21 protein-coding genes and 1 pseudogene are annotated in these 20,864 nt (G+C 53.1%); 6 read left to right on the top strand and 16 right to left on the bottom strand.

Annotated features, from left to right (window positions below):
- The first annotated feature begins 1 nt into the window (after position 1).
- The 3 genes from QEH53_RS00535 to QEH53_RS00545 all read left to right on the top strand — a co-directional run bounded on the left by QEH53_RS00535 (position 2) and on the right by QEH53_RS00545 (position 3,854).
- Positions 2 to 2,332, top strand: coding sequence for a hypothetical protein (locus QEH53_RS00535; protein WP_309021159.1), 2,331 nt, complete (start codon positions 2 to 4; stop codon positions 2,330 to 2,332).
- Positions 2,299 to 3,273: a hypothetical protein gene (locus QEH53_RS00540; RefSeq protein WP_309021160.1), complete on the top strand. Its 975-nt coding sequence runs from the start codon at positions 2,299 to 2,301 to the stop codon at positions 3,271 to 3,273. The genes QEH53_RS00535 and QEH53_RS00540 overlap by 34 nt, the downstream gene beginning before the upstream one ends.
- A gap of 77 nt (positions 3,274 to 3,350) precedes the next feature.
- Positions 3,351 to 3,854, top strand: a complete 504-nt coding sequence (locus QEH53_RS00545; protein ID WP_309021161.1) for a nuclear transport factor 2 family protein — start codon at positions 3,351 to 3,353, stop codon at positions 3,852 to 3,854.
- 6 nt (positions 3,855 to 3,860) lie between these two features.
- On the opposite strand, the gene QEH53_RS00550 is transcribed toward QEH53_RS00545, so the two are convergent.
- The gene (locus QEH53_RS00550) at positions 3,861 to 4,853 is read right to left on the bottom strand and encodes an NAD-dependent epimerase/dehydratase family protein (protein WP_309021162.1); all 993 of its coding nucleotides are present in this window, start codon (positions 4,851 to 4,853) and stop codon (positions 3,861 to 3,863) included.
- A 163-nt stretch (positions 4,854 to 5,016) separates the two neighbouring features.
- Here QEH53_RS00550 and QEH53_RS00555 point away from each other — a divergent pair, with 163 nt between their 5' ends.
- On the top strand, positions 5,017 to 5,895 hold the full coding sequence (locus QEH53_RS00555) for a peptidylprolyl isomerase (protein ID WP_309021163.1): 879 nt from the start codon (positions 5,017 to 5,019) through the stop codon (positions 5,893 to 5,895).
- Here QEH53_RS00555 and mutL read toward each other — a convergent pair.
- From mutL to QEH53_RS00615, 12 genes are all read right to left on the bottom strand, one after another.
- Entirely contained in the window at positions 5,892 to 7,781 is a 1,890-nt protein-coding gene (mutL, locus tag QEH53_RS00560; RefSeq protein WP_309021164.1) for a DNA mismatch repair endonuclease MutL, read from the bottom strand. The two genes, QEH53_RS00555 and mutL, sit on opposite strands and share 4 nt — an antisense overlap.
- Before the next feature lie 17 nt (positions 7,782 to 7,798).
- The gene (argH, locus tag QEH53_RS00565) at positions 7,799 to 9,199 is read right to left on the bottom strand and encodes an argininosuccinate lyase (protein ID WP_309021165.1); all 1,401 of its coding nucleotides are present in this window, start codon (positions 9,197 to 9,199) and stop codon (positions 7,799 to 7,801) included.
- 79 nt (positions 9,200 to 9,278) lie between these two features.
- Positions 9,279 to 9,710 carry a biopolymer transporter ExbD gene (locus QEH53_RS00570; protein ID WP_309021166.1) on the bottom strand — a complete coding sequence of 144 codons (432 nt, stop codon included), beginning with the start codon at positions 9,708 to 9,710 and terminating at the stop codon, positions 9,279 to 9,281.
- Between the two features lie 17 nt (positions 9,711 to 9,727).
- Complete coding sequence (locus QEH53_RS00575) at positions 9,728 to 10,156, bottom strand: biopolymer transporter ExbD (protein WP_309021167.1); 429 nt, start codon at positions 10,154 to 10,156, stop codon at positions 9,728 to 9,730.
- A gap of 18 nt (positions 10,157 to 10,174) precedes the next feature.
- Complete coding sequence (locus tag QEH53_RS00580) at positions 10,175 to 10,867, bottom strand: SDR family oxidoreductase (protein ID WP_309021168.1); 693 nt, start codon at positions 10,865 to 10,867, stop codon at positions 10,175 to 10,177.
- Between the two features lie 112 nt (positions 10,868 to 10,979).
- Complete coding sequence (locus QEH53_RS00585; protein ID WP_309021169.1) at positions 10,980 to 11,528, bottom strand: hypothetical protein; 549 nt, start codon at positions 11,526 to 11,528, stop codon at positions 10,980 to 10,982.
- Entirely contained in the window at positions 11,528 to 12,124 is a 597-nt protein-coding gene (locus QEH53_RS00590) for an RNA polymerase sigma factor (RefSeq protein WP_309021170.1), read from the bottom strand. Before QEH53_RS00590 ends, QEH53_RS00585 begins: the two co-directional genes overlap by 1 nt.
- On the bottom strand, positions 12,117 to 13,157 hold the full coding sequence (locus QEH53_RS00595; protein WP_309021171.1) for a hypothetical protein: 1,041 nt from the start codon (positions 13,155 to 13,157) through the stop codon (positions 12,117 to 12,119). The genes QEH53_RS00590 and QEH53_RS00595 overlap by 8 nt, the downstream gene beginning before the upstream one ends.
- 74 nt (positions 13,158 to 13,231) lie before the next feature.
- On the bottom strand, positions 13,232 to 13,993 hold the full coding sequence (locus QEH53_RS00600) for a hypothetical protein (RefSeq protein WP_309021172.1): 762 nt from the start codon (positions 13,991 to 13,993) through the stop codon (positions 13,232 to 13,234).
- Positions 13,990 to 14,910: an ABC transporter ATP-binding protein gene (locus tag QEH53_RS00605; RefSeq protein WP_309021173.1), complete on the bottom strand. Its 921-nt coding sequence runs from the start codon at positions 14,908 to 14,910 to the stop codon at positions 13,990 to 13,992. The genes QEH53_RS00600 and QEH53_RS00605 overlap by 4 nt, the downstream gene beginning before the upstream one ends.
- Entirely contained in the window at positions 14,907 to 15,917 is a 1,011-nt protein-coding gene (locus QEH53_RS00610; RefSeq protein ID WP_309021174.1) for an ABC transporter permease subunit, read from the bottom strand. The genes QEH53_RS00605 and QEH53_RS00610 overlap by 4 nt, the downstream gene beginning before the upstream one ends.
- The gene (locus tag QEH53_RS00615; RefSeq protein WP_309021175.1) at positions 15,914 to 16,846 is read right to left on the bottom strand and encodes an ABC transporter ATP-binding protein; all 933 of its coding nucleotides are present in this window, start codon (positions 16,844 to 16,846) and stop codon (positions 15,914 to 15,916) included. The genes QEH53_RS00610 and QEH53_RS00615 overlap by 4 nt, the downstream gene beginning before the upstream one ends.
- Positions 16,847 to 16,991: 145 nt before the next feature.
- Here QEH53_RS00615 and QEH53_RS00620 point away from each other — a divergent pair, with 145 nt between their 5' ends.
- The gene (locus QEH53_RS00620; RefSeq protein ID WP_309021176.1) at positions 16,992 to 18,152 is read left to right on the top strand and encodes an endo-1,4-beta-xylanase; all 1,161 of its coding nucleotides are present in this window, start codon (positions 16,992 to 16,994) and stop codon (positions 18,150 to 18,152) included.
- A gap of 19 nt (positions 18,153 to 18,171) precedes the next feature.
- Positions 18,172 to 19,305: a redoxin domain-containing protein gene (locus QEH53_RS00625; RefSeq protein ID WP_309021177.1), complete on the top strand. Its 1,134-nt coding sequence runs from the start codon at positions 18,172 to 18,174 to the stop codon at positions 19,303 to 19,305.
- A gap of 24 nt (positions 19,306 to 19,329) precedes the next feature.
- Here QEH53_RS00625 and QEH53_RS00630 read toward each other — a convergent pair whose 3' ends face one another.
- The 3 genes and pseudogenes from QEH53_RS00630 to QEH53_RS00635 form a co-directional block, all read right to left on the bottom strand.
- The gene (locus tag QEH53_RS00630) at positions 19,330 to 19,767 is read right to left on the bottom strand and encodes a VOC family protein (RefSeq protein WP_309021178.1); all 438 of its coding nucleotides are present in this window, start codon (positions 19,765 to 19,767) and stop codon (positions 19,330 to 19,332) included.
- Positions 19,768 to 19,794: 27 nt separating this feature from the next.
- A complete protein-coding gene (locus tag QEH53_RS24305) occupies positions 19,795 to 20,172 on the bottom strand; it encodes a DUF3500 domain-containing protein (protein ID WP_369426410.1) in 378 nt (125 codons plus the stop codon).
- Positions 20,097 to 20,825: pseudogene (locus QEH53_RS00635) on the bottom strand (DUF3500 domain-containing protein); the annotation flags it as partial. The pseudogene QEH53_RS00635 and the gene QEH53_RS24305, both read right to left, overlap by 76 nt.
- Positions 20,826 to 20,864: the final 39 nt, after the last annotated feature.

Raw genomic sequence — 20,864 nt, forward strand, 5'->3', positions numbered from 1 at the left:
CATGGTTTTCTCAAGTAACATTCCTTGGCTCGCCTTCGTGGTCGCATTGATTGCCCTGCTGCCGCTCGCATGGTTCTCTTGGCGAAGCATAGACCGACCCTTCGGAGCAGCTCGCATTTTCGCCATCTCATTTCGCGTTCTCGGCATCCTCTTCGTCGCATTCGCGATAGCTGATCCACAAATCATAAGCGAACGTCCTGCGCAGGGGGCAAACATCGTTGCACTCCTCGCCGACAACAGCAAAGGGCTCGCCATCAAGGACCGCGACTCAATTGAAAATCGCGGCAAAGAGCTTCAGTCGGTTCTATCCGAAACCAGCTACCCCTGGATCGCACAGTTAAAAGAGGACTTCCAAGTCCGCAGCTACCTTTTCGATTCGCAGACTCGGCGCACCGCCGCCTTTGACACCCTCGATTTCACCGGTGAACAAAGCAACATAAGCACATCATTGCAGGGACTTGCGGAGCGGCTTGAGAACAAGCCAGTGGCGGGCATCGTTCTCTTCAGCGACGGAATTACCACAGACTACTCTCTTCCAGCAGAGCAACTTGAGAAGCTACCACCTATCTATCCGGTCGTAGTAGGCTCAGCATCCCAGGTCGCCGATATTTCAATACGCGATGTAATAGTAAACCAGTCGGCTTTTGGAGACTCGCCCGTTCGCGTGACAGCGAAACTCATCAAAAGCCCTTCTGCTGAAACTGCAGTTCGCACGAAACTCAAACGAATCGGCACTAACATATCGCTGAACAGCGGTTCCGCAAAGTCCATCGATGAAACTGTTAAAACCATCGGCGAGGAGAGCGACTATGCCTTCGAATGGAAATCGGCTACAGGCGGAATCGACTTCTTCGAACTTTCTACTCAAGCGGAGGATCCAGATTGGATCGAGGCGACAGTCGATAATAACCGTCAACTTTTTGCCGTTAACCGCGGAAAGGATACTTATCGGATTCTTTATGCGACCGGTCGACCGAATTGGGAATACAAGTTTTTGAACCGAGCTCTGTCGGCCGATCCGCAACTGGACTTAGTGGGCCTCCTTCGGGTAGCTAGCCGCGAGCCCAAGTTTGAGTTCAAGGGTCGCGCGGGCGAAAATTCCAACTCACTCTACCGGGGATTTGGAAGGGAAGACGAAACGGAACGCTATGACGAGGCAGTCCTCATTCGAATGAACGCACGAGACGCGAATGAGCTAAAAACCGGCTTTCCCGACGAAGCAGAAGAACTCTTCGCCTACGACGCAATCATCATCGATGACCTAGAAGCTGACTTCTTTTCCTTCGCCCAACATACCTTGATCCGCGATTTCGTTAAGCAACGCGGCGGCGGCTTGCTGATTCTGGGTGGCGTGAACGCTCTAGAGGATGGTAACTACCAAAATACTCCGATAGCTCAAGTACTCCCGTTGTACCTGGATGGTGCTGGAGCCTCTATCCCCAACGAGCAGCTAGCTCGCTGGGACCTGACTCGAAGCGGATGGGTGGAGCCGTGGGTACGTATCCGTCCTTTCGAGACAGAAGAACGTATGCGAATGCAAGAGATGCCGGGCTTTAGAGTATTCAATACTCCAAGTCGCATTAAGCCAGGCGCAGAAACGCTGGCTACGATTGAAACGCTCTCTACAGAAACTTACCCAGCCCTCGTCACCAGGCGTTTCGGTCTTGGTAGAGTGGCTACTGTTGGGGTCGGTGACTTCTGGCGGTGGGGTATGCAAACGCCCAGCACGCAAGCAGACCTCGCTCAATTCTGGCGCCAGATCTCGCGGTGGTTGGTCAAAGACAATCCGAACAAAGTGGAACTTACCTCCAAAGACGCTTCCGACTCCACCGTGACCTTGACTGCGATCGCACGTAATGACGACTTCAGCCCGCTGGAAACGGGCCAAGCTAAATTGACCATTCGCAGGGCCGACAAGGAAGAAGAGATTCGTGAATATAAGATGGACCGAGTATCCAACGTCCAAGGACAGTATCGGAGTACAGTCGCCATAGGCGAGTCAGGGGCTTACCTCGCCACTGTGAGCGTGACGGACCTAGAAGGACGATCCATCGGAGAGGCCGAAACAGCTTGGGTTTATCAGCCCATGGTCGAGGAGCTTAGCTCCCTCTCTCCCAATGTATCCTATTTGCAAGGACTCGCCGAAGCAACGGGGGGAAAGCTTATCTCGATTCCCGAGCTCAATCAATTGTCAGAAATTCTGAACGAACGATCGTCGCCCATAATGGAGACCTGGTCTGAGCCGATTTGGCATCGCAACTGGCTTTTTTTGCTAGCATTGGCAGCCTTCCTCTCCGAATGGCTACTCAGAAGAAAGCGAGGTCTCGCGTGAAGGGTTTCCTCGCCATAGTCATTTTAATCTCCACATCCGTGACGTCGGCCACGGAACACATTCTCGTCATGCAAGGTTCAGGTGGTGCCAGCGAATTCGAAGAACGTTTTTCTGAAGCAAGCGAACTTTGGATACAGCTCGCCGCAGAAGTCGATGCCACTGTGGACCTTGTCAGCCCCGCTACAGCGGGATCCGAAGCGAAGCAAAAAATTCGAGATTGGATAACCTCTCCCGAGCGAGAAAAGGCATCCAGCATATGGATCGTCTACCAGGGGCATGGAACCTTCAATGCAGGCGGAGCTAAGCTTAACTTGCCTGGAGAAGATCTATCCGCAACGGAACTGGCAAAATGGCTCGAGGGTATCAACAAGGAAATGGTATTCATTCACGGTGGCGCAGCGAGTGCACCTTTTATTGCCCAACTCTCGGGTGATAACCGCGTGATTATAACAGCCACCCGTAGCCCTTCCGAACAAAACTACGCGCGTTTTGGCGAACGTTTCGCTCAAGCCCTCGCTGACGAATCCAGCGACATCGATAGGGATAATTCCGTATCCCTCTTGGAAGCCTTCCTCAGTGCCTCCAACGCAGTGGAGACCTTTTACAAGGAGGCGGGCAGGCTGAGCAGCGAACACGCGCTGCTCGACGACAATGGCGACGGCAAAGGTACCCCAGCCACGCTGTTCTCGGGTCTGCGTCTAGCTACCGAAACGGGCCAAACTGCCAGTGACGGTCGACTCGCCCAGAGGCTATCGCTATCTCCGAATGACACGAGCAACCAACTCAGTGCCGAGCAATTGGAACAACGGCACGAGCTAGAGCAAGAGCTCGAAGTATTGTATTCGCAAAAGGGCGACATGTCCGAGGACGACTATTACGAAAAACTGGAAATTATCCTGACCAAACTTGCTCGCTTTTACATTATAGGAGAAGAATCGTAAATCGGCTTGAGACGAGGCGAAACTGACTGGGATTATTCAGTTTGCCACTCGATTGGAATTCTACCAATGTCGCAATCGTGATTTTCCGCATCCTCGCCCTTCCCGTAATCATAATATCATCTATGTTGCTTACATCCTGTGAGACAACGAGCGGTACAGGATACGGGTACTATCTCGGCGAACTGACGGACGATACCATCGTCGAGCTTTTCGCTCTCAGCGACGCCGCCGCACAACGGCAGGACTTCGAATTCTACAAGAGTTTCTTTTCGCCCAACTACTCGAGTGTCGACCGGACCGACAGTAACCGATCGATACTCTATCGAGAGGGCTACCTCGATATGGTTGAGGATATTTTCAAGACAGCCGAGTCCGTCCACCTGCAAACCTTAGTCATGGATATCGAGTATTCAAATGGCGGGCACAACGCGTTCGTAAAAGTCCACGAGGAAGAGAAGATCGAACAATACGGCCAGACCCGACATTACACGAGCCTGCTCGACGTCGAACTGGAGATAGAGGAGGGTTGGGTTTTCGTTAACAAAACGACCCGAACTTCTACGCAAGTCATTGAAGAGTGAGCGCCCTCACTCGCGAATTTCCCGCGCGTCCACAGCGTCTTCTGCTGCGTAACTGAACGTCTTGCCTACCATATCCGCGGGCGGGTTACCTTTGTACCACTCGACCGACTCCGCGAGTCCGTCGTAATAGTCGGTCGGTTCCTTATAGCCGAGTTCCTGCCTGATCAGACTTGTGTCGATCAGCATGTCTTGGGAGAAGTCTCCAGGTGATTTGAGATAGTCCGGTAGATCGACCGAAGATATCACTTTCACGCGACCGTCCCAGCCGAACACGGTTCCCAAGTGCTCTAGCCTTTCCTTCATGGTCGGGGTTTTGGCCTCGCCTACATTATACACACGGTGGTTCTCACCGGGCATTTGAACAGCCAAAGCGATCGCATGCGCAACATCATCGACGTATGCGTGCGTCCAGCGCCAAGACGCCTGACTCGCCCCCAACAATACAAAGGGGCGATTGTCCATCATTCGAATGATGAGCGGATAGAAGCGACGCAAATAGTCATTGGGACCATAAACCGGAGGGAGACGCAAGATGGTGCACGGGTCCTTCGAGTTGGACATGATCTTCTCGACGTCCCTCTTATCACCCTGCTCCTCGTTGCCGATCCCCAAGGTACGGATAGCGGCCTCTTCGTTAATAGGAACTGCGACCGACGCTCCCGGCTCGGTGCGTTTTAAACGAGCATGGGCCAAGTAGACATTGGTGTTGCTGGTCACAACCGTCTGCATGACATTCCCCTGGAACACCTCGAGGAAAGCGGAAGCCTCCTCCCCGGTATTCGCCGATAGATGCACTGCTATGTCCGGCTCAAATTCGAGGCATTCGTCGCGGTAGAACGCGAGCGAACCCTTGTCCCCGAAAATATGGGTTACCTCATCAGCAACAGACTGCGGAGGAGGATTCTGATCAAGAAAGGCCACCTCATGCTTCGCGTAGATGAGCTCTTCGATCAGCTTGGGAGCGATGAAGCGTCCACTTCCTATGATGAGGCATTTCATTGAACTTTTTGCGGCGAATGACTGGGGTATGCCGACATTGATTAAGGTGTGGCTTTGGCGTTGTTGCGCAACCTTTTAGACGGCATTTGAGGCCTAATCATGAGGCAAAACCTAACTTATTCGCATTGCCCCATGGCCTCCTATCCTTAAACCAAGCTATCTTATGCGTACAAATCCCAATATTAACTGCATCGCTCTCAGCGCCACTCTGAGCCTCTTATTCCTTTTCGCAGGCTGCACCAAAAAGGAAACTCAGCTGCACGCCACGATCGACACCTCAATGGGACCGATCGTGGTTCGCCTCCTCGACAAGGACGCCCCTAAAACTGTGGAAAACTTCGTCGCCCTCGCCGACGGCTCGAAGCTACTCGCCGAGGGTGAAGACGCCTCTACCGCAAAGCCCTTCTACGACGGTCTCACTTTCCACCGCGTCATCCCCGACTTCATGATCCAAGGCGGTGACCCTGCTGGTAACGGTTCCGGAGGCCCCGGCTATACCTTCGAAGACGAGACTTACACCGAGGGCGAACCTCTTACAGGCGAGATTGCTGACCAGGATCGCGCTGAGTTTGTATTCGAGCAATGGATCGTCCCACACCTTCGCGAGCACCGCGGCGAGAGCCCGATCGAATTCATAGCAAAACTGTTCGGCGAGATGCAACAAGCTCAAGGATTTGATCCAATGTACGACGTTACTGTCGAAGAGCTCGCCGAAGCTTTGGAAAAAGAGCAACCGATTGTCGGTCGCGGCGAACTAATCAACTCGGTTGATTACGGAACACTCTGCATGGCAAACGCAGGACCGAACACCAACGGATCCCAGTTTTTCATCGTCACCAAAGACGGCGGCACCCCATGGCTCAACGGCAAACACACTGTTTTTGGCACAGTCATCTCTGGGATGGATGTCGCAGAAGCGATCTCGCAGGTCCCTACGAAAGCCCAAAACATGCCCGTCGAACCGGTGATCATCAACAGCATCCGAGTAAACGAGGTAAAAGTCGTCGTCGAAGAAAAGGACGAAGAGGAAACAAAATCCTAAAACAGCTCGTCGTGCTTCCGACGGATTCTACGCTGGAAGCGTTTGTCGATCTCCCCCGTCGAGATTTCTATCAGGGACGGACGCCCCTCCGGATCCGTTAACGGCTTTTCGCAGTTAAAAAGCGTTTCCAGCAACGAATCTATCTCGGACGAACTTGGCTCTTCCCGCGGTCTACGGAGCTTGGCCGCGGCTCGTTTGGCGATCATTTCCACCGCCACGCCTTCCTTGTCTTCCGCCACATTGCCTTGGCGCAATAGGCCGATCGTTTCCTTGACGAACTCCTCCGCCTCGGTGTCCTCCAGCCAAGTCGGGGTCCCTTCGATGCGGAAGAAATTCCTTCCGAACGGGGCGACTTCAAACCCGAGACGCTCGAAAAAATCCAAGCTCTCTTCCAACACCGCAGAGCTCACCGGATCCAATTCCACCGGCTGGGCGAGTAGTAGCTTCTGGCAACGAACAGACTTAGCGGCAAATTCCTTGATCATACGTTCGTAAAGGATACGTTGCTGAGCCGCTCTCAAATTAAGCAAGACCACGCCCGCGCCTGTGTCGAAAGTGGCGAATTCCCCCTGCGCCCAACCTAGGTAACTCCAGTTTTTTGACTCTGCCGGCTCTTCTCGTGTTAGCTCTGCAGATTTTGTTTCCACGTTTCGTTCGCTTGCCTGTACGCTTTCATCAAGGGACTGAGGAGGGATAGCAGGCTTGCTCGGCACCGGAGCACTCTTTTGGTTCGCGGTCGATTCCGGATGCACAAGACGACGTTTGACCGGCTCCTGCCGAGCTGGTTGCGAACTTGCAGGAGTTCCACGCGACCTAAACGCAGCTGCCCGAGAATCCTCAGCCTCCACGTTTTTGGGCAAGCGAACTTCGACAGGTTTGATTGTCTGGAATGAATCAGACTCTGAGCGCAAGGCTTCCAGCAAAGTGCGCACCGCAAAACCGCGGGTCTTCGCCTCCTCGCGAAACCTTATTTCCCGCTTGGCTGGGTGCACGTTCACATCGACCCGCTCCGGATCAATATCGAGAAACAGAAACGCCACCGGATAGCGACCCTTGGGAATATGGCCGTAGTAGGACTCGACTAGCGCGTAGCTGAGCGTCTTGTTCTCGACCGGCCGATTATTCACGAAAAACAGCATCTCGTGGCGGCTGGAGCGAGAGAGGTTCGGCATGCCGATATAGCCGTGCATGCGAAGCCCGTCCTCACTCGCGTCCACTTCGATCAAGCTGTTTGCTATTTGCTTTCCAAACACCTCCGCAATGCGGCTCTTTAAAGATGAATTCGCAGGCGACTGAAACAGCGACCGACCATCGTCCAGCAAGCTGAATCCAATTTCTGGATGCGCGAGCGCATAGAGACGCACACATTGTACAATGTGGGCAGACTCGGTCGTCTTGCTCTTAAGAAATTTGCGGCGAGCCGGTACGGTATTGAAGAGCTTGCTGATCGTCATGCGCGTGCCTTGCGGCATCCCGCAGTCACGCACGTGCAGCATCTTGCCGCCGTCGATCAAAATTTCAGTTCCGCCTTCCGATCCCTCTTCCCGTGTTTGCAGCTGAAATTTGGATACGGAAGCGATCGAAGGCAGGGCCTCTCCTCGAAAGCCCATGGTCGTCAGACCATCGAGATCCTTAACCTTCTGGATTTTGCTGGTCGCATGCCGCTCCAGCGACAACAGAGCATCGTCGTGACTCATTCCGCCACCGTTGTCCTCGATGCGCATGAGGCTCGTTCCCCCGTTACGAAATTCCACTTCGATGCGCGTCGCGCCCGCGTCGATACTATTCTCAACGAGTTCCTTTACGACCGAAGCAGGCCGCTCAATCACCTCGCCCGCCGCAATCTGGTTGGCGACGTGGTCTTCTAGTAGGCGAACTTTGGCCATCTAATCTCTCGCAGTGACTAGGAAAGTTGTTTCTTCCAGCGAGCCAGTTGCTTGCGTATCTGCTTCGGACCCGGCATACCAGTTCCCTCGCGAGCTTTCATGGCACGTTGCAAATCGAAGACTTCAACCCAATCGTCTCCAATCTTTGGATGCAAAGCTTTCGCCTTATCGTCCGGCACCTTATGGAGCGGGCAATCGAGTTTTTCTGCCAATGCTACCAATGCGCCCACCACGTGGTGAGCATCGCGGAAGGCGACGCCGCGGTCGACGAGATAGTCCGCCAAATCCGTCGCCAGCAGAGCTGGATCCGCAACAGCAGCCGCACATTTGTCCCCTCGAAACTCCATCCCCGCAAGGGTTCCAGCGAGCACGTCGAGGCACATCATGATTTGATCGTAGCTATCGAAAACCTGCGGCTTATCCTCTTGCAGGTCGCGGTTGTAAGTCAGCGGCAAGCCCTTGACCATGACGAAGAGCGATTGCTCGTTCCCTATGATGCGACCCGACTTTCCACGGAGAATTTCGAGGGAGTCCGGGTTTTTCTTTTGCGGCATCAAACTCGAACCGGTGCAAAATGCGTCCGGCAAGACGACGTATCCAAATTCCGAAGAGTTCCAAATGATGACGTCCTCAGCTACACGAGAAATGTGAGTCGCCGCTACCGAGCAGGCATGCGCGAAATCGAGGAAGAGGTCGCGATCGGCAACCGAGTCCATAGAATTTTGCGTGACCTGCGGCTTGCCGCGAGCATTTACGAACCCGAGGGCCTTCGCCGTTAAATCACGATCAATCGGCAAGGTCGTGCCAGCGATCGCGCCAGATCCTAAAGGACACCAATTCGCATTTTCCAGTACCTCCTCGAATCGCTTTATATCGCGGCCAAACATTTCGACGTAGGCGAGGAGATGATGGGCAATCGAAACAGGCTGGGCACGTTGCAGATGCGTGTATCCAGGTAGAAATACGTCTTGGTTTAGCTCAGCTACTTCGAGGGTCGCTGTCAGCAATGTTTGAAGCTTGGCGATAACTTGAGAGCAGGCGTCCTTGAAAAAGAGGCGAACATCAGTGGCGACCTGATCGTTACGGCTGCGGGCAGTGTGCATCTTGGCCGCAGCAGGAGTGATCTTGGTGAGAGCTTGCTCGATGTTCATATGAACATCCTCAAACTCAGCCTTCCACTCCAGCTCACCCTTTGCGATTTGCTTGCTCAGAACGTCTAGGCCTTTGTGGATTTCACGAAGCTCCTTCTTGGTGAGCAGACCGATGTGTTGAAGCATGGCGGTATGCGCCTTGTTCACTTCGATGTCGTAGGGGGCAAGTCGTTTGTCGAAAGACACGGATTCGCTGAAGGCCAGCATCAATTCCGCTGGCCCCTTCGAAAAACGTCCACCCCAAGTCGCTTGAGCTTTTTTCGCCATGCAGCGTAGGCTTTCGATCGACTCGCGTTTAGCAACAGGAAATTTTCCGCTTTTGGTAAGAGAAGCCCTGCGTAATGGCCTATTCCACCGCAAAACTTACCGAGTCTAAGCCAGCTGCCTGACAGGCGTCCATGACGCGTACCACCATTTGGTGAGGCGTGTCGTCAGAAGGAGCGATGGTGACGCGAGCGACCGACTGAGCGGATTCGGAACCCTCTCGATATCGATTGAGCATCTGGGCCAATTTGACATAGCGGAGTTGGTCCGGCTCGTCATAGGCGTAGCCATTTACCCAAGCTTTTCCCTGGGAATCGATCTCAATCATTTGCTCGTCTGGGAAAGAAACTGGTTCGTTGGTTTTGACAATAGCCGGTAAGGAAAATCCGATATCAGCTTCTTGCTTTTGAATGCTAGAACTCACCATGAAGTAAACAAGCAACAGGAAAACCACGTCAATCATGGGAGCGATTGGAAGCTCGCCCGCCTCATCCCTGGCACTCTTTCGTTTCATGCAAACCGACATCGCTTCTAGTTCGAGCCCGCCTGGTAGGTGGCATAAAGGTAGTCGTCGATCCCAGCCGCGGCGGCGACGCGCATAGTCGCTTTGACCGCAGAGAAAGGCGTGTCCTTGGCAGCCCGAATATTCAGTTTGGCACTTGGCTCGGATTCCCTAAATGCGACAAGAACTTCTGACAGCTCTTCGGCATCTAGTTGTCGATTTCCCACATAGGTTTTTCCAGAGGAGACGATGCTCAAGATAAGACGACCCGAAAAGTCCTGAGCCACTTTCGCCTCGGGTGAATCGGGTAGGTCCAGCTCCAGCTTACTCCCGGCTTGGGACATGGCGCTGGCGGTCATGAAGAAGACCAAGAGGAGAAACACCATGTCGATCATGGGAGCCATTGAAACTCCGGCTACCTTGCGACTCCTGGTTTTCGATTGTAGTTGGACTGCCATGACAATGCTCTTTTTCTTCTACCAAGGAATCTCTTCTCCTGTATATTCGATAAAACTACCGGCGTCTTCTAGGGTGAGCTTCGCTACGGTCTCGATCATCGTGCGAACCGATTCTTCCGGAGTTAGAGTCGCCTCGTGGCCTCCCATATCGGTTTTCACCCAGCCGGGACTCACGGCCAACGCGATCACCCCGCGATCCCGCAGGGAGGGGGCAACTTGCCGCACGACCATGTTGAGGGCTGACTTGCTCGCCGCATAGCTGGAGAGCTCGCCCCCAAGATTGATATCGAAGTCGAAGGATCCCATACGGGAGGAGACGTTGATAATCTTGCCCCCCGGTGCCATCACTTTGATAAATGCCTGCATAATCATAGCGGGCCCGACCACGTTTGTTTCGAGAGTTGCAGAGAAGGAGTCGGCGCTCCACTCGCCCACCTTTTCCGCCACCGCAATGCCCGCGTTGCTGTAGAGCGCATCCAGTTTGTCACCCCGCTTCGAAAGCATGCTAGCGAGAGATAAGATCGAAAGTGGATCCACCACATCCAACGTCTGAACTTCCACGTTTTCGTAGCTTTCGCTCAGGTGGATTAGTGCTTTAGCGGTATCCGTATCTCGGCAAGTGGCAATAACCGCGTCGCCCGCTTCTGCGTATTGGCATGCTAGCTCCAAGCCAATCCCTCGACTGGCGCCCGTGACAAGAATCGTAGCCATCCCCAAACGCTAGCGTACTAGGGCTTTATGGAAAGCATCAATTTTGCACGACTTGCACTGTGAGTGTTGCGGTCTTGACGACGCCACTTACAAGCGGCCAGCTTCTCCAAACCTAGGCTTTATCCTCCTCTTGCAAATAACTGGAAGGAACGAAGCTATTGGCCAGAAAACCAAGAGCTCCCTTCGCATCAGAAACGATGTATTCGATTTCCTGATCAAGCGGGTTCTTCCAATCTTCGGCGATTTCTAGAATACCATCCGAGGCGGAATTGTCTTCCACAACTGCAACGACTCCGGCTTCTCCATCCATTTCGTCGTCCGTATTCAGATATTGGTAGCCAGCTAAGACTACCGCGAGGGCTGCCACGGCCATCCCCGCATTTCGGATCCAAGCTCCCCATAGCGGAGATCTACTGTTTTCCTGCTCCGCGGCATAATCCTCCTCCGCGATCTGTCTGAGGACTCGGGCCGCCATGCTGTCGCCAGAAAAGCTGCCTGAGTGGCTAGGACGTCTCTGTAGCTCACGGGTTAGGACATCGCCAAAGGCTTTTTCTTTCGATAGAGCTTTATCGCTGCGACAGGCACGCTCGAGCCAAGCCGGCAGGTCCTTATCTGAAGCTTGGTACCAGTTGATTAGAAATTTGTATATTGGCGTCATCATTAGCGTTCCCTCGGGTTTTCGATTGTCCGCAGTTTCTTAAGTTGGTTGCGCGCTCGGAATAGAATAATTTTCACGTTCGTTTGCGACTTCCCCATGATCTTGGAAATCTCCTCGACCGATAGGTCATCGATATACTTGAGGCTTAACGCCTCTCGAAAGTCCGGTTTCAGCTTTTGGGCAGCGCTCCATACCCAACTCTTCTCATCCTCACGCGAGGCTTCTAGGTCAGGGGTGTCAGAAGACTCGACGATATCGTATTCGAGCGCTTCGGTTGGCTTGCTATCGCGGAAGTGGTTATACGCTGTGCGGCGGGCAATAGTGTATATCCAAGTGGAAAAGCTGTATTTGTTGTCGTAGCGGTGGATGTTGCGGTAGGCCTTGACGAAGGTGTCTTGCGTGAGGTCCTCCGCATCCTGTCGGTTCCGCGTATAGCGCAAGAGGAAGTTGCGAAGCTTGTCCTGATGCTCCTCCACTAAGGCTGCGAAACCGGCACGGTCGATTCCGTTCCCTGCGGGTAGGGATTGAGCGGTATCAACGTTTGTCACAGAGCCGGTCACGGTCGCTTGGGTAGGAGTAAAAACTGAAGTACTAGTCATGTCCAGCGTAGGCGAGCACTTGACCCTGCCCCAGCTCCTTCATGCACTCGCTTATCGATGAGGTGCTCTGGCCATGGCCGTTGTCGTGGCCATGGTCGTGCTCGTTCATCATTTCCATCGCGGTACCGATCAAGCTCATGAGTTTTTCGACTGGATAGCGGAAATCGAGAGACACGAAGTCATCACCTTGCTGAACGTCCACACTGTCTACCACTTCCATCATACTCTGGTTTTCAACCTGGGTGAAGGAGGCTAGCGCGAGCAATCCTCTCACTATTTGGGAAAGTTGCATGGAGATCTTGGGCCCCTCCGTCGTCAGAATCACATTGGCACGGAATTCACCTTCGTCTTCGCCGATAGAGAGCTGACCACCCTTCGTCTTCTGGAGCATGCGGGCTTGAGGAGGCACGTTCTTGAAATCGTTAATCCCGTTCGCCGAAACCATCAGGAAAAATCCTGCGTCCTCGTTCAAGACGAGCTTCTCGTCAAGGTCATCAATGTTCTCCGCTTTCCCATCGATGACGGCATAAGCTTTCTCGATGCTGTCGAAGTTTTTGCCCGCGATCGCGTAGTTCTTGTTCGGAAAGGCCAAGAAGAGCTCACCTTCTAACAGAAACGTTTGGTAGGGCTTGTCTTCGAGTCGCTTAAGCGGGCTCTCCGTCCCCTCCATTTCTTGATGAGCGACCAATCCTTCGAAAATCGCCTGCAATCGGTTGCCCGTCTTTAGAATAATTACGCTCTCAGTTCCCGCTGACTCGGTGTAACTCGCTCCGTAAGCGGTGAAGGACTTGATTTCGGACAAAACAAGATCCACGTCGATGCTGAGCTTGCTCTGGTTTGCTTTGGCGACGACTTCCTTGAGCTTCGCGACACCGATATCGCTGAACGATGACTTCATGACTCCCTCCATGTCAATATGGGCCAACCACTTAGCATCCTTCGCAATTTCAGTTTTTACGAGGGGTGCCGCCGTTAGCCACGTGGCTGCTGCAACGGCTCCGGCGATTAGAATGCAAAATTGTTTGTTTATCATTTTGGTAATGCGTTTGTTGCCTGAAGATTCACCTTCCGAGGCATTTCGGTTACGAAAAAAATTCAGATAGTTTATCAGGCCTCTTTTTCGCTACCGACCACGTAGCGAGACTGACTAAAAATCGCGGCTCCAAGGACGATGCCGATCAACCCGGTGGCCAGAATCCATGCAAAAGAGTTGAGCTCTAAATTTCCATCGCCAGAGGTCAGGCCATTCAAAAGTGTTTTGGCGTGGAAACTTACGGCCAACCGTTGGACTCCGTTGGGAATAGCTCCCAAGCCAAGCTCCACAAAAGAGTAGTAGAAAATCCCGAGCACCACGAACTTGGACGAGAACGAGCTAATTGCTCCGGATATGGCGGTGAAGCTGGCGACCACCACAACCACGGTAAGCCACAAGCTAAGAAAAGCTCCACCCCCCAACGCTCCCAGAGCCAAACCGGCCAAACTGATCCCCACCAATGCCGAACCGACTATGGAAAACGTGCCGAGAAAGCCGCTAAGCATAAATCCTAAATACAGTTCCACCTTGCTCGCGGGCCGAACCCATAAGTATTCGATAGTTCCTTCCTTGAGCTCGCTGCGTAGCGTCTCGCCCCCTTTGGTCAGGCAAAAAATAGGTAGAAACTTCAAAACGAACAATCCTGCCACCAAACCCTGGTAGCGGCTGGCCGCATTATCGACATCAAGTCTCAAAAGCATCAACAAGAGAAAGCTTGCCACCGCAACTATGGCGTTTCGAGAAAGGGCCGCGGGTGTCGTCAACTCTTGGATACGCATAAAAAGCACGCCTTTGATCGCTCCAAGACGAGCCTTGTTGGACGTTAAATGGCTCATCGTGTCATCCTTTCAAATATGCTGGAGAGCGCTTGGTTTTTGTTGCGAACCTCGAAGATCTGGCAATCGCAGCCAGCGAACAAGGTCGGCCACTGAGCGAGAAAGTTCTCCGGTTCGTTTACCCAGATAGTTAGGTCCTGCCCGTCGGCCAAAAAACCCCGCAACAAGCCCTGTGCCTGCAAATGCGCCGCGAGCTCACTAGGCTGAGAACAGCGGATCGAGATTTCGTCTGACCACTCGACCACCGTCTTGCGTATATCGATCTGGCTTCCTGAAGCGAGGACACGTCCCCAATTTAGCATGACAAATCCGCTGCAGAGAAATTCCAGCTCGTGCAGGATATGGCTGGAAACCAGAACACTGGTACCTCCTTGATGCAGCTCCTTTAGGATTTCCCCAAATTCAGAACGCCCCATCGGGTCCAGCCCATTCATGGGCTCGTCGAGCACAACCAGTTTAGGATCGTGCATAATGGCCTGAGCCAGCTTCACTCGTTGCTTCATGCCTTTCGAGTAGGTTCCGATCCGCTTCTTCCAATGCTCCTGACCGAGGCGAGCGCGGTCCAAAGCCTTCGTCGCCAATACCTTTGTCTCACCCCAAGGCGTTCCCGATACGGAAGCCAGCGCCCGCAACCAATCGACGGGTCGTAGGTCCTTGGGCAGTTGCTCGCGTTCTGGGCAGTAACCTAGATGGCCAAGCAGCTTCGGATTGTTTCTCGGGGATTCGCCAAAGACACGTAAAGTCCCCGATGAAGGGGCGAGCTGCCCGGTGATCAACTTGATCAAGGTGCTCTTTCCCGCTCCATTAGGCCCAACGAGTCCAGTGATTCCAGCGGGAACTTCGAAACTTACATTGTTTAGCCCGAGCACGATTCCGTAGAAGCAGCTGAGCTCTTGCGCTTGAATGATTGGTTTCATGAAGAACGCACCCTTCTGCTTACCACGACGATAGAAATGATGCAGTACAGCGACAGTGATAAGAGAGGCAGAAAAACCTCTCCATTGCTGATCGGCAAATCGGAAGGTTCGTTTCCGGCGCTTACCCGATTGAAGAAACCACCGAAAAAGGGTAGCATGTTCTGGGCGTCAGTCACGAGGTCCAACATTTTGAATACTCCGCCGGAGAAGGCGTAGATAGCTTGAATTGGGCTAATGTAATCGAGCGCTGGATGTGCAACACTAGCGACGCTCGCCACGATCCCGAGCGAGATCCACCCTAAGATCCAGTAAGCAACCGCTGCTCCAGTTTTTCTAGCGAAGGATGAAACGAGCAAGGCCAGACAACTCAAAGAAAACACCGCTACTAACCCGACCGTCAGTCCGCGAAGCAAAGACGGAAATGAGTGGTAGAAAAAAGACCAATCCGGCGACAGGAAATTGCTCAATACCCAGGAAGTGATTACCGGTAGTATCCAAACCACAGAGAGGATTGTCGAAACTACGATGAACTTGCCGATCAGATAGTCCCATCGAGTGAGAGCTTTACTGTTGTAGATAACAATCGCGTTACTCGCCAAATCATTAGCGATCAATCGATGCACGAACAAAGCAACAATGATCATCGATAAAAAGGGTCCGCTAAAAGTCAGCAAATAGTACATGACCCGATAGATCCCATCGACACAGATTTCTGGATACAAAAGTGCCCAAGAGGTCAGGGCACTGATGATTTTTATGATCTCCTGCCCACCCAGCCCTTCCAACCAGGTAAGCAAGGCGCTTTCCGGAGCTACTAATTGGCCAAATAAGAAAAAGACTCCACCGAGTAGGAAGGTTTGAGCGAAAGCGAGAACCAGGAAGATCTTTATAATCTTGCCCGAGAGGCAGAGCCGAAGTCCGTATCGGGCTATCGAAAGCCGTCGTTGCCAAACCCCTACACTCTTTCCTTCCCAACGCCGATACTGAGCGTTCCACGCATGCTTCATGCAGGAACCCTTTCTTTTTCGAGTGACTGCAAAAAGAGCTCGCTCAAAGCATTAGGACTCTCCTTCACCTCGAGAGGTGAAATCCCAGCCTCCCTCATCAAGTCGATCAATGGATTAAGCGAGGGCTGACCGTGCACAACCTTTATATTGCCATTGTTAAGAACGGAACAAGCCCATCCTTGGGCACGGAAAAGGCCTAAGAGCGACTCGGTGTCGTCAGCCGCGACGACTTCCGCCTCAGGACGGCGCCGACCCTTCAAGGCAGATAGGGTGTCGTGAGCCACAATGCGCCCTTGGGCAATGATTACGATGCGGTCACAGATCCGATCTACGTCGTGCAGCAGATGCGAGGACAGGACCACGCTGATGCCTGACTCCTTCCAAATCCGTTCGATAAGCTCCAAGATCAAAGACTGCCCTTTTGGATCCAAGCCGTTGGTCGGTTCGTCCAAGAAAACGAGATCGGGATCGTGCACGAGGGCCTGGGCTATTTTTATCCGTTGCTTCATACCGGTGGAATACGTATCCACTTTTCGATAACGCTCCTGCCCCATGCCCACGAAGTCGAGCATTTCATGCGCCCTCTGACGGGCCGCCTCAAATGGCATGCCGCTTAATTCCCCACAATAAGTCACGTACTCGCAACCCACCATGCCAGGGATATGGCAGTCCTGCTCCGGCGCATAACCGATCCGACGGCGCGTCTCGCGCCCGAGCGTATCGATATCGTTGCCGAGCAGGCTGACCTTGCCACCATCCTTTTCCTCGAGTTGCAAAAGGCATTTGATAAAAGTGGATTTTCCGGCTCCGTTGGGACCGAGCAGACCTATCGCGCCGGCGGGTAAGGAAAGGTCCAGTCCGTCAAGCACAGTTTGAGCCCCATAGCGTTTAGTCAGGCCACGAGTCTCGATAACGTTTGAGTTAAGCATAGAAATAGAGGAGGGTTCGAGGCAAGGTACCCCGGCAGAGGATTGGAAGTTACAGGCTTTTTCGGGAAACCCGCACAGCTCTAGTGAAAGACTGCGAAGACTCTGGCCAGACCATCGAGCCTGCTACAATCCATTAGAACACCAAATGCTAAGAAAACACATTTACAAAGCCATCTCGCCAGCCCTTTTGGCGGGGATCGCAATCACCACAACTAGCTGCGAGGAAGCTGAGAATGAAGCCGACGTACCGAGCCTTCACGAAGCGTTCGAAGGCTTGTTCTTAATCGGAGGAACTTTGAGCGACCGGATGATATTGGACACATCCGATCCTGGATATGCGATAGCGGAAAAGCACTTCAACAGCCTTTCTCCAGAAAACTGCATGAAGTGGGGACGCATGAATCCCGAACCTAATGTTGAAAATTACGAATTGGCAGAAACCTTCGTGCGGTACGGAGCCGCGAATGACCAGGCGCTGGTAGGCCACACCTTATTCTGGCACAGCCAAACACCAGACTGGGTTTACAAGGATGAAGCTGGAAATGACCTGAGCCGCGAGGCCTTGCTCGCACGCATGAGAGAGCGCGCGACTCTCATGGCAGAGCGTTGGGGCGACGAAATTGTTTATTGGGACGTTGTAAACGAATCCATCATGGGTGACGGATCATGGCGCAAATCCAAGTACCAGCAAATCATTGGCGACGACTTCACCGAGCAAGCCTTCCGTATTGCCTCGGAAATTCTGCCTCCAAACGCCCAACTGCTCTACAACGACTACAGTATGACCGACGCGGGACGACGTGACGCAGTGGTCGCCATGGTTAAGGACTTTAAGGCGAAGGGCCTGCGCATCGACGGAATCGGCATGCAAGGCCACTGGCTGATGGACTTCCCAGATACCAAAGATATAGCAGAGTCCATCCAAGCATTTGGCTCTACCGGCGTAAAAGTTCACATAACCGAACTCGATCTCGACCTCCTAGGCCGAGCTAGCTTCTTCGGAGCGGATGTCGACATCAGAGCCATCCAAGTAACGCCAGAGAACAACCCCTATCCCGACGGAGTGGCCCCTCCAGCTGAAGAAGAGCGATTCGCCAACCGGTACGGCGAAATCTTCGAGACACTCGTTGCAAACGCCGATCACATCGAGCGCGTCACCTTCTGGGGTATCACGGATAAGACCAGCTGGCTAAACCATTTTCCTGTAAGAGGACGCACCAATTTCGCACTCCTTTTTGACCGCCAATACCAACCGAAACCTGCCTTCTACCGCGTGCTTGAAACCGCGAAGAATCGCAAAGAATAAGCCTTCAACCCAACACCTCATGTACCCCAAAAAGCTCATTTTCCTAATCGTTGCCCTTTGCTTCTCAGCGCTTGTTCATGCCGATGACTATCCTCAACCACTGGCACTGGGCTCAAGCGCGCCGGACTTCACCCTGCCAGGCGTGGGCGGCAACGACTGGTCGCTGAGCGACTTCTCAGACTCAGAGCTCTTACTAGTCATCTTCACCTGCAACCACTGTCCTACCGCTCAATACTACGAAGAACGTATCAAAGCATTGGTGACAGACTACCAGGACAAAGGTGTGGCCTTGGTGGCGATTAGCCCCAACGACCCGCATTCCGTCCGGCTCGACGAGCTCGGCTGGGCAGTCCGTTCAGACTCCTTCGAAGAGATGAAAGTTCAGGCTGAGGAGCGTAATTACAACTTCCCTTACCTGTATGACGGCGATTCCGAATCTGTCTCGCGCCAATACGGCCCACTCGTAACCCCGCACGCCTTCCTCTTCGACGCAAACCGCAAGCTTCGCTACGTAGGAGCCATCGACGACTCCGAACGCGAGCAGCATGTATCCACTCGTTACGTACGCGATGCCATGGATGCCCTCCTCGCAGGCGAGCAACCAGAGATCGCAAAAACGAAAGTGGTCGGTTGTTCCGTGAAATGGGCCGGCAAGGCTCATCTAGTGGACGAGTATATGAAAAAACTTGCCGCTCGCCCCGTTACGGTAGAACCAGCGGATGAGGCGGCGCTTTCGGCACTCCGCGCGAATGAAGGCACTGAAGAAGAGCCAGCGAAATTTCGCCTGATCAACTTCTGGGCGACCTGGTGCGCTCCTTGCGTTGCGGAATTCGACGAATTCGTAGCCATCGACCGCATGTACAGTCATCGCGAATTTGAGTTCATCTCCGTTTCCCTGAACCGGCCGGACGAAGAAAAAAGGGTCCTCGCTTTCCTCAAGAAAAAGCAAGCCGCCAACAAGAACCTTATTTTCGCTTCATCGAAACGCGAGCCTCTGATCAACGCCTTTAATCCGGAGTGGCAAGGAGTGGCTCCCTACACCGTGCTGATCAATCCCGAGGGAGAGATCGTGCACAGCGAAGTTGGGACAATCGACCCAACCGCCTTGAAGCTTAAGATCGTCAGCGAGCTGAACGCTCGCAACCCTTGGTAAAAGGGCGCCGAGTCCAAGGTTTCGTTACTTTCGGTTCGAGAACTGAAGACTGTCAGGTGTGTACATCATTAGCTCGATAGCGTTTCCGTCCACGTCCTTGATCCATGCCTGATATGAATGATCGATTCCTTTCTTGGTCTCGGTCACTTCTACGCCCTTGCCAACTAGCTCGTTTCGCAGCGCTTCGATATCCGTTGTCTCGAAGCAGATGTGGCGGTAGTGGACGTTCGCGGCTTGCTTGAGCTCCACGGCCTCTCCTCCCCACTCTTGAACGGCTCCGACCTGATCGAATATCTCGACGAAGGTGTCGTTTCCACAATCCATGTACCAGCCAAAGGGCGTTCCACCATCGCTATTGTTCATTACAAAAGCGACGGGAAAACCGAGAATGTCCCGATAGAAGGAGACCATTGCCTCCGCGTTTTCAGTAAAAAAGCAAACGTGAGCGAGTTGTTTTATCATAAGTATTCTAGTTAATTCTGTCTAGGATCAGTGAGTATGTTGGTGGCGATGTGCCCGAATTAAATCTTCGCCAAAGTCTCCTTCAAATTCACGCCAAACGCTGTGGATGTGGTTGTTTCGATTTTGCGTATTGTCGTACTCGATCAGAAAGCTCGCCCCTTGCAGGTAATAATAATTTCCCCGATCCCGATCAATCGGTCCCGCCCAACCGAAACGGATCGACTCCCATCCAGAGCGCTCGATACCGGCAATGGCTTCCTCACGAATGGCGTCCTTAGCCTTGAGCAAATAGCACTCGAGAAGTTGCCGCAGCAAAACCGCTGTTCTGTATTCATTTCCCCATACGTGACACCTTCTACTGGCAAGGGTGATACCTCGCGATGAGCGCCGGTAAATATGTCCCAAGGAGCTTTGCTGTCGAAAACAGCTTTGTCTAATTGCTCATCTGTGAAGCTTTCCACGAGCTTGAAAGCGATGTCTTCCTCATTCGCGAGGGCCCGAAAACCTGTTCGTTCGGCCGTCTGGACTTCCGCCGGATTCGCGCCCAAGAAACGGGGCGACAGCGACACTCCCTGCCCTTCGATTATGGTTGCGTTGATAGAGATGTGATGTCCTTCGAAACGCCATCCCCAATGTCCCGATTCAGGCGTCGCGAACAGGTACAGGTGATAGGCCTCAGGATCTCGAGCGAAGTGCCGTCCCGGCCCTTCCACCAGCCGTAGCACCCTTTCCAAACTACGAATATTTTTGACAGTCTGCACACCTTGCTCGCTCAACCTTTCACTGATCAAAGCATATGCCAAAACCCGTTGGTCCCCACTCATCGCAGAAAGCAGCAAGCCTTTTCGTTGACGCGGAACGAAGTGCCAGTCTTTTCGCCGATCATCGAAGGGATGCTGAACTGACTCCGCTTGCGAGTCATCGATGCTCTGCAGAAAGGCGTTCGCCGCGGTACCCATTTTATCCGCCACCTCACTCACCTCGGCAACCAGCGCCTGACTCGTAAGAGCAAGTGCTAAAATCCAAGAGAGTAAGATACGACAAGGGGCCTGGGGCATACATCGACGCTAACACCCCGGTCTCGCGTTGAAACTAAA

It is taken from the genome of Pelagicoccus sp. SDUM812002, assembly GCF_031127835.1.
Lineage (GTDB): Bacteria > Verrucomicrobiota > Verrucomicrobiia > Opitutales > Opitutaceae > Pelagicoccus.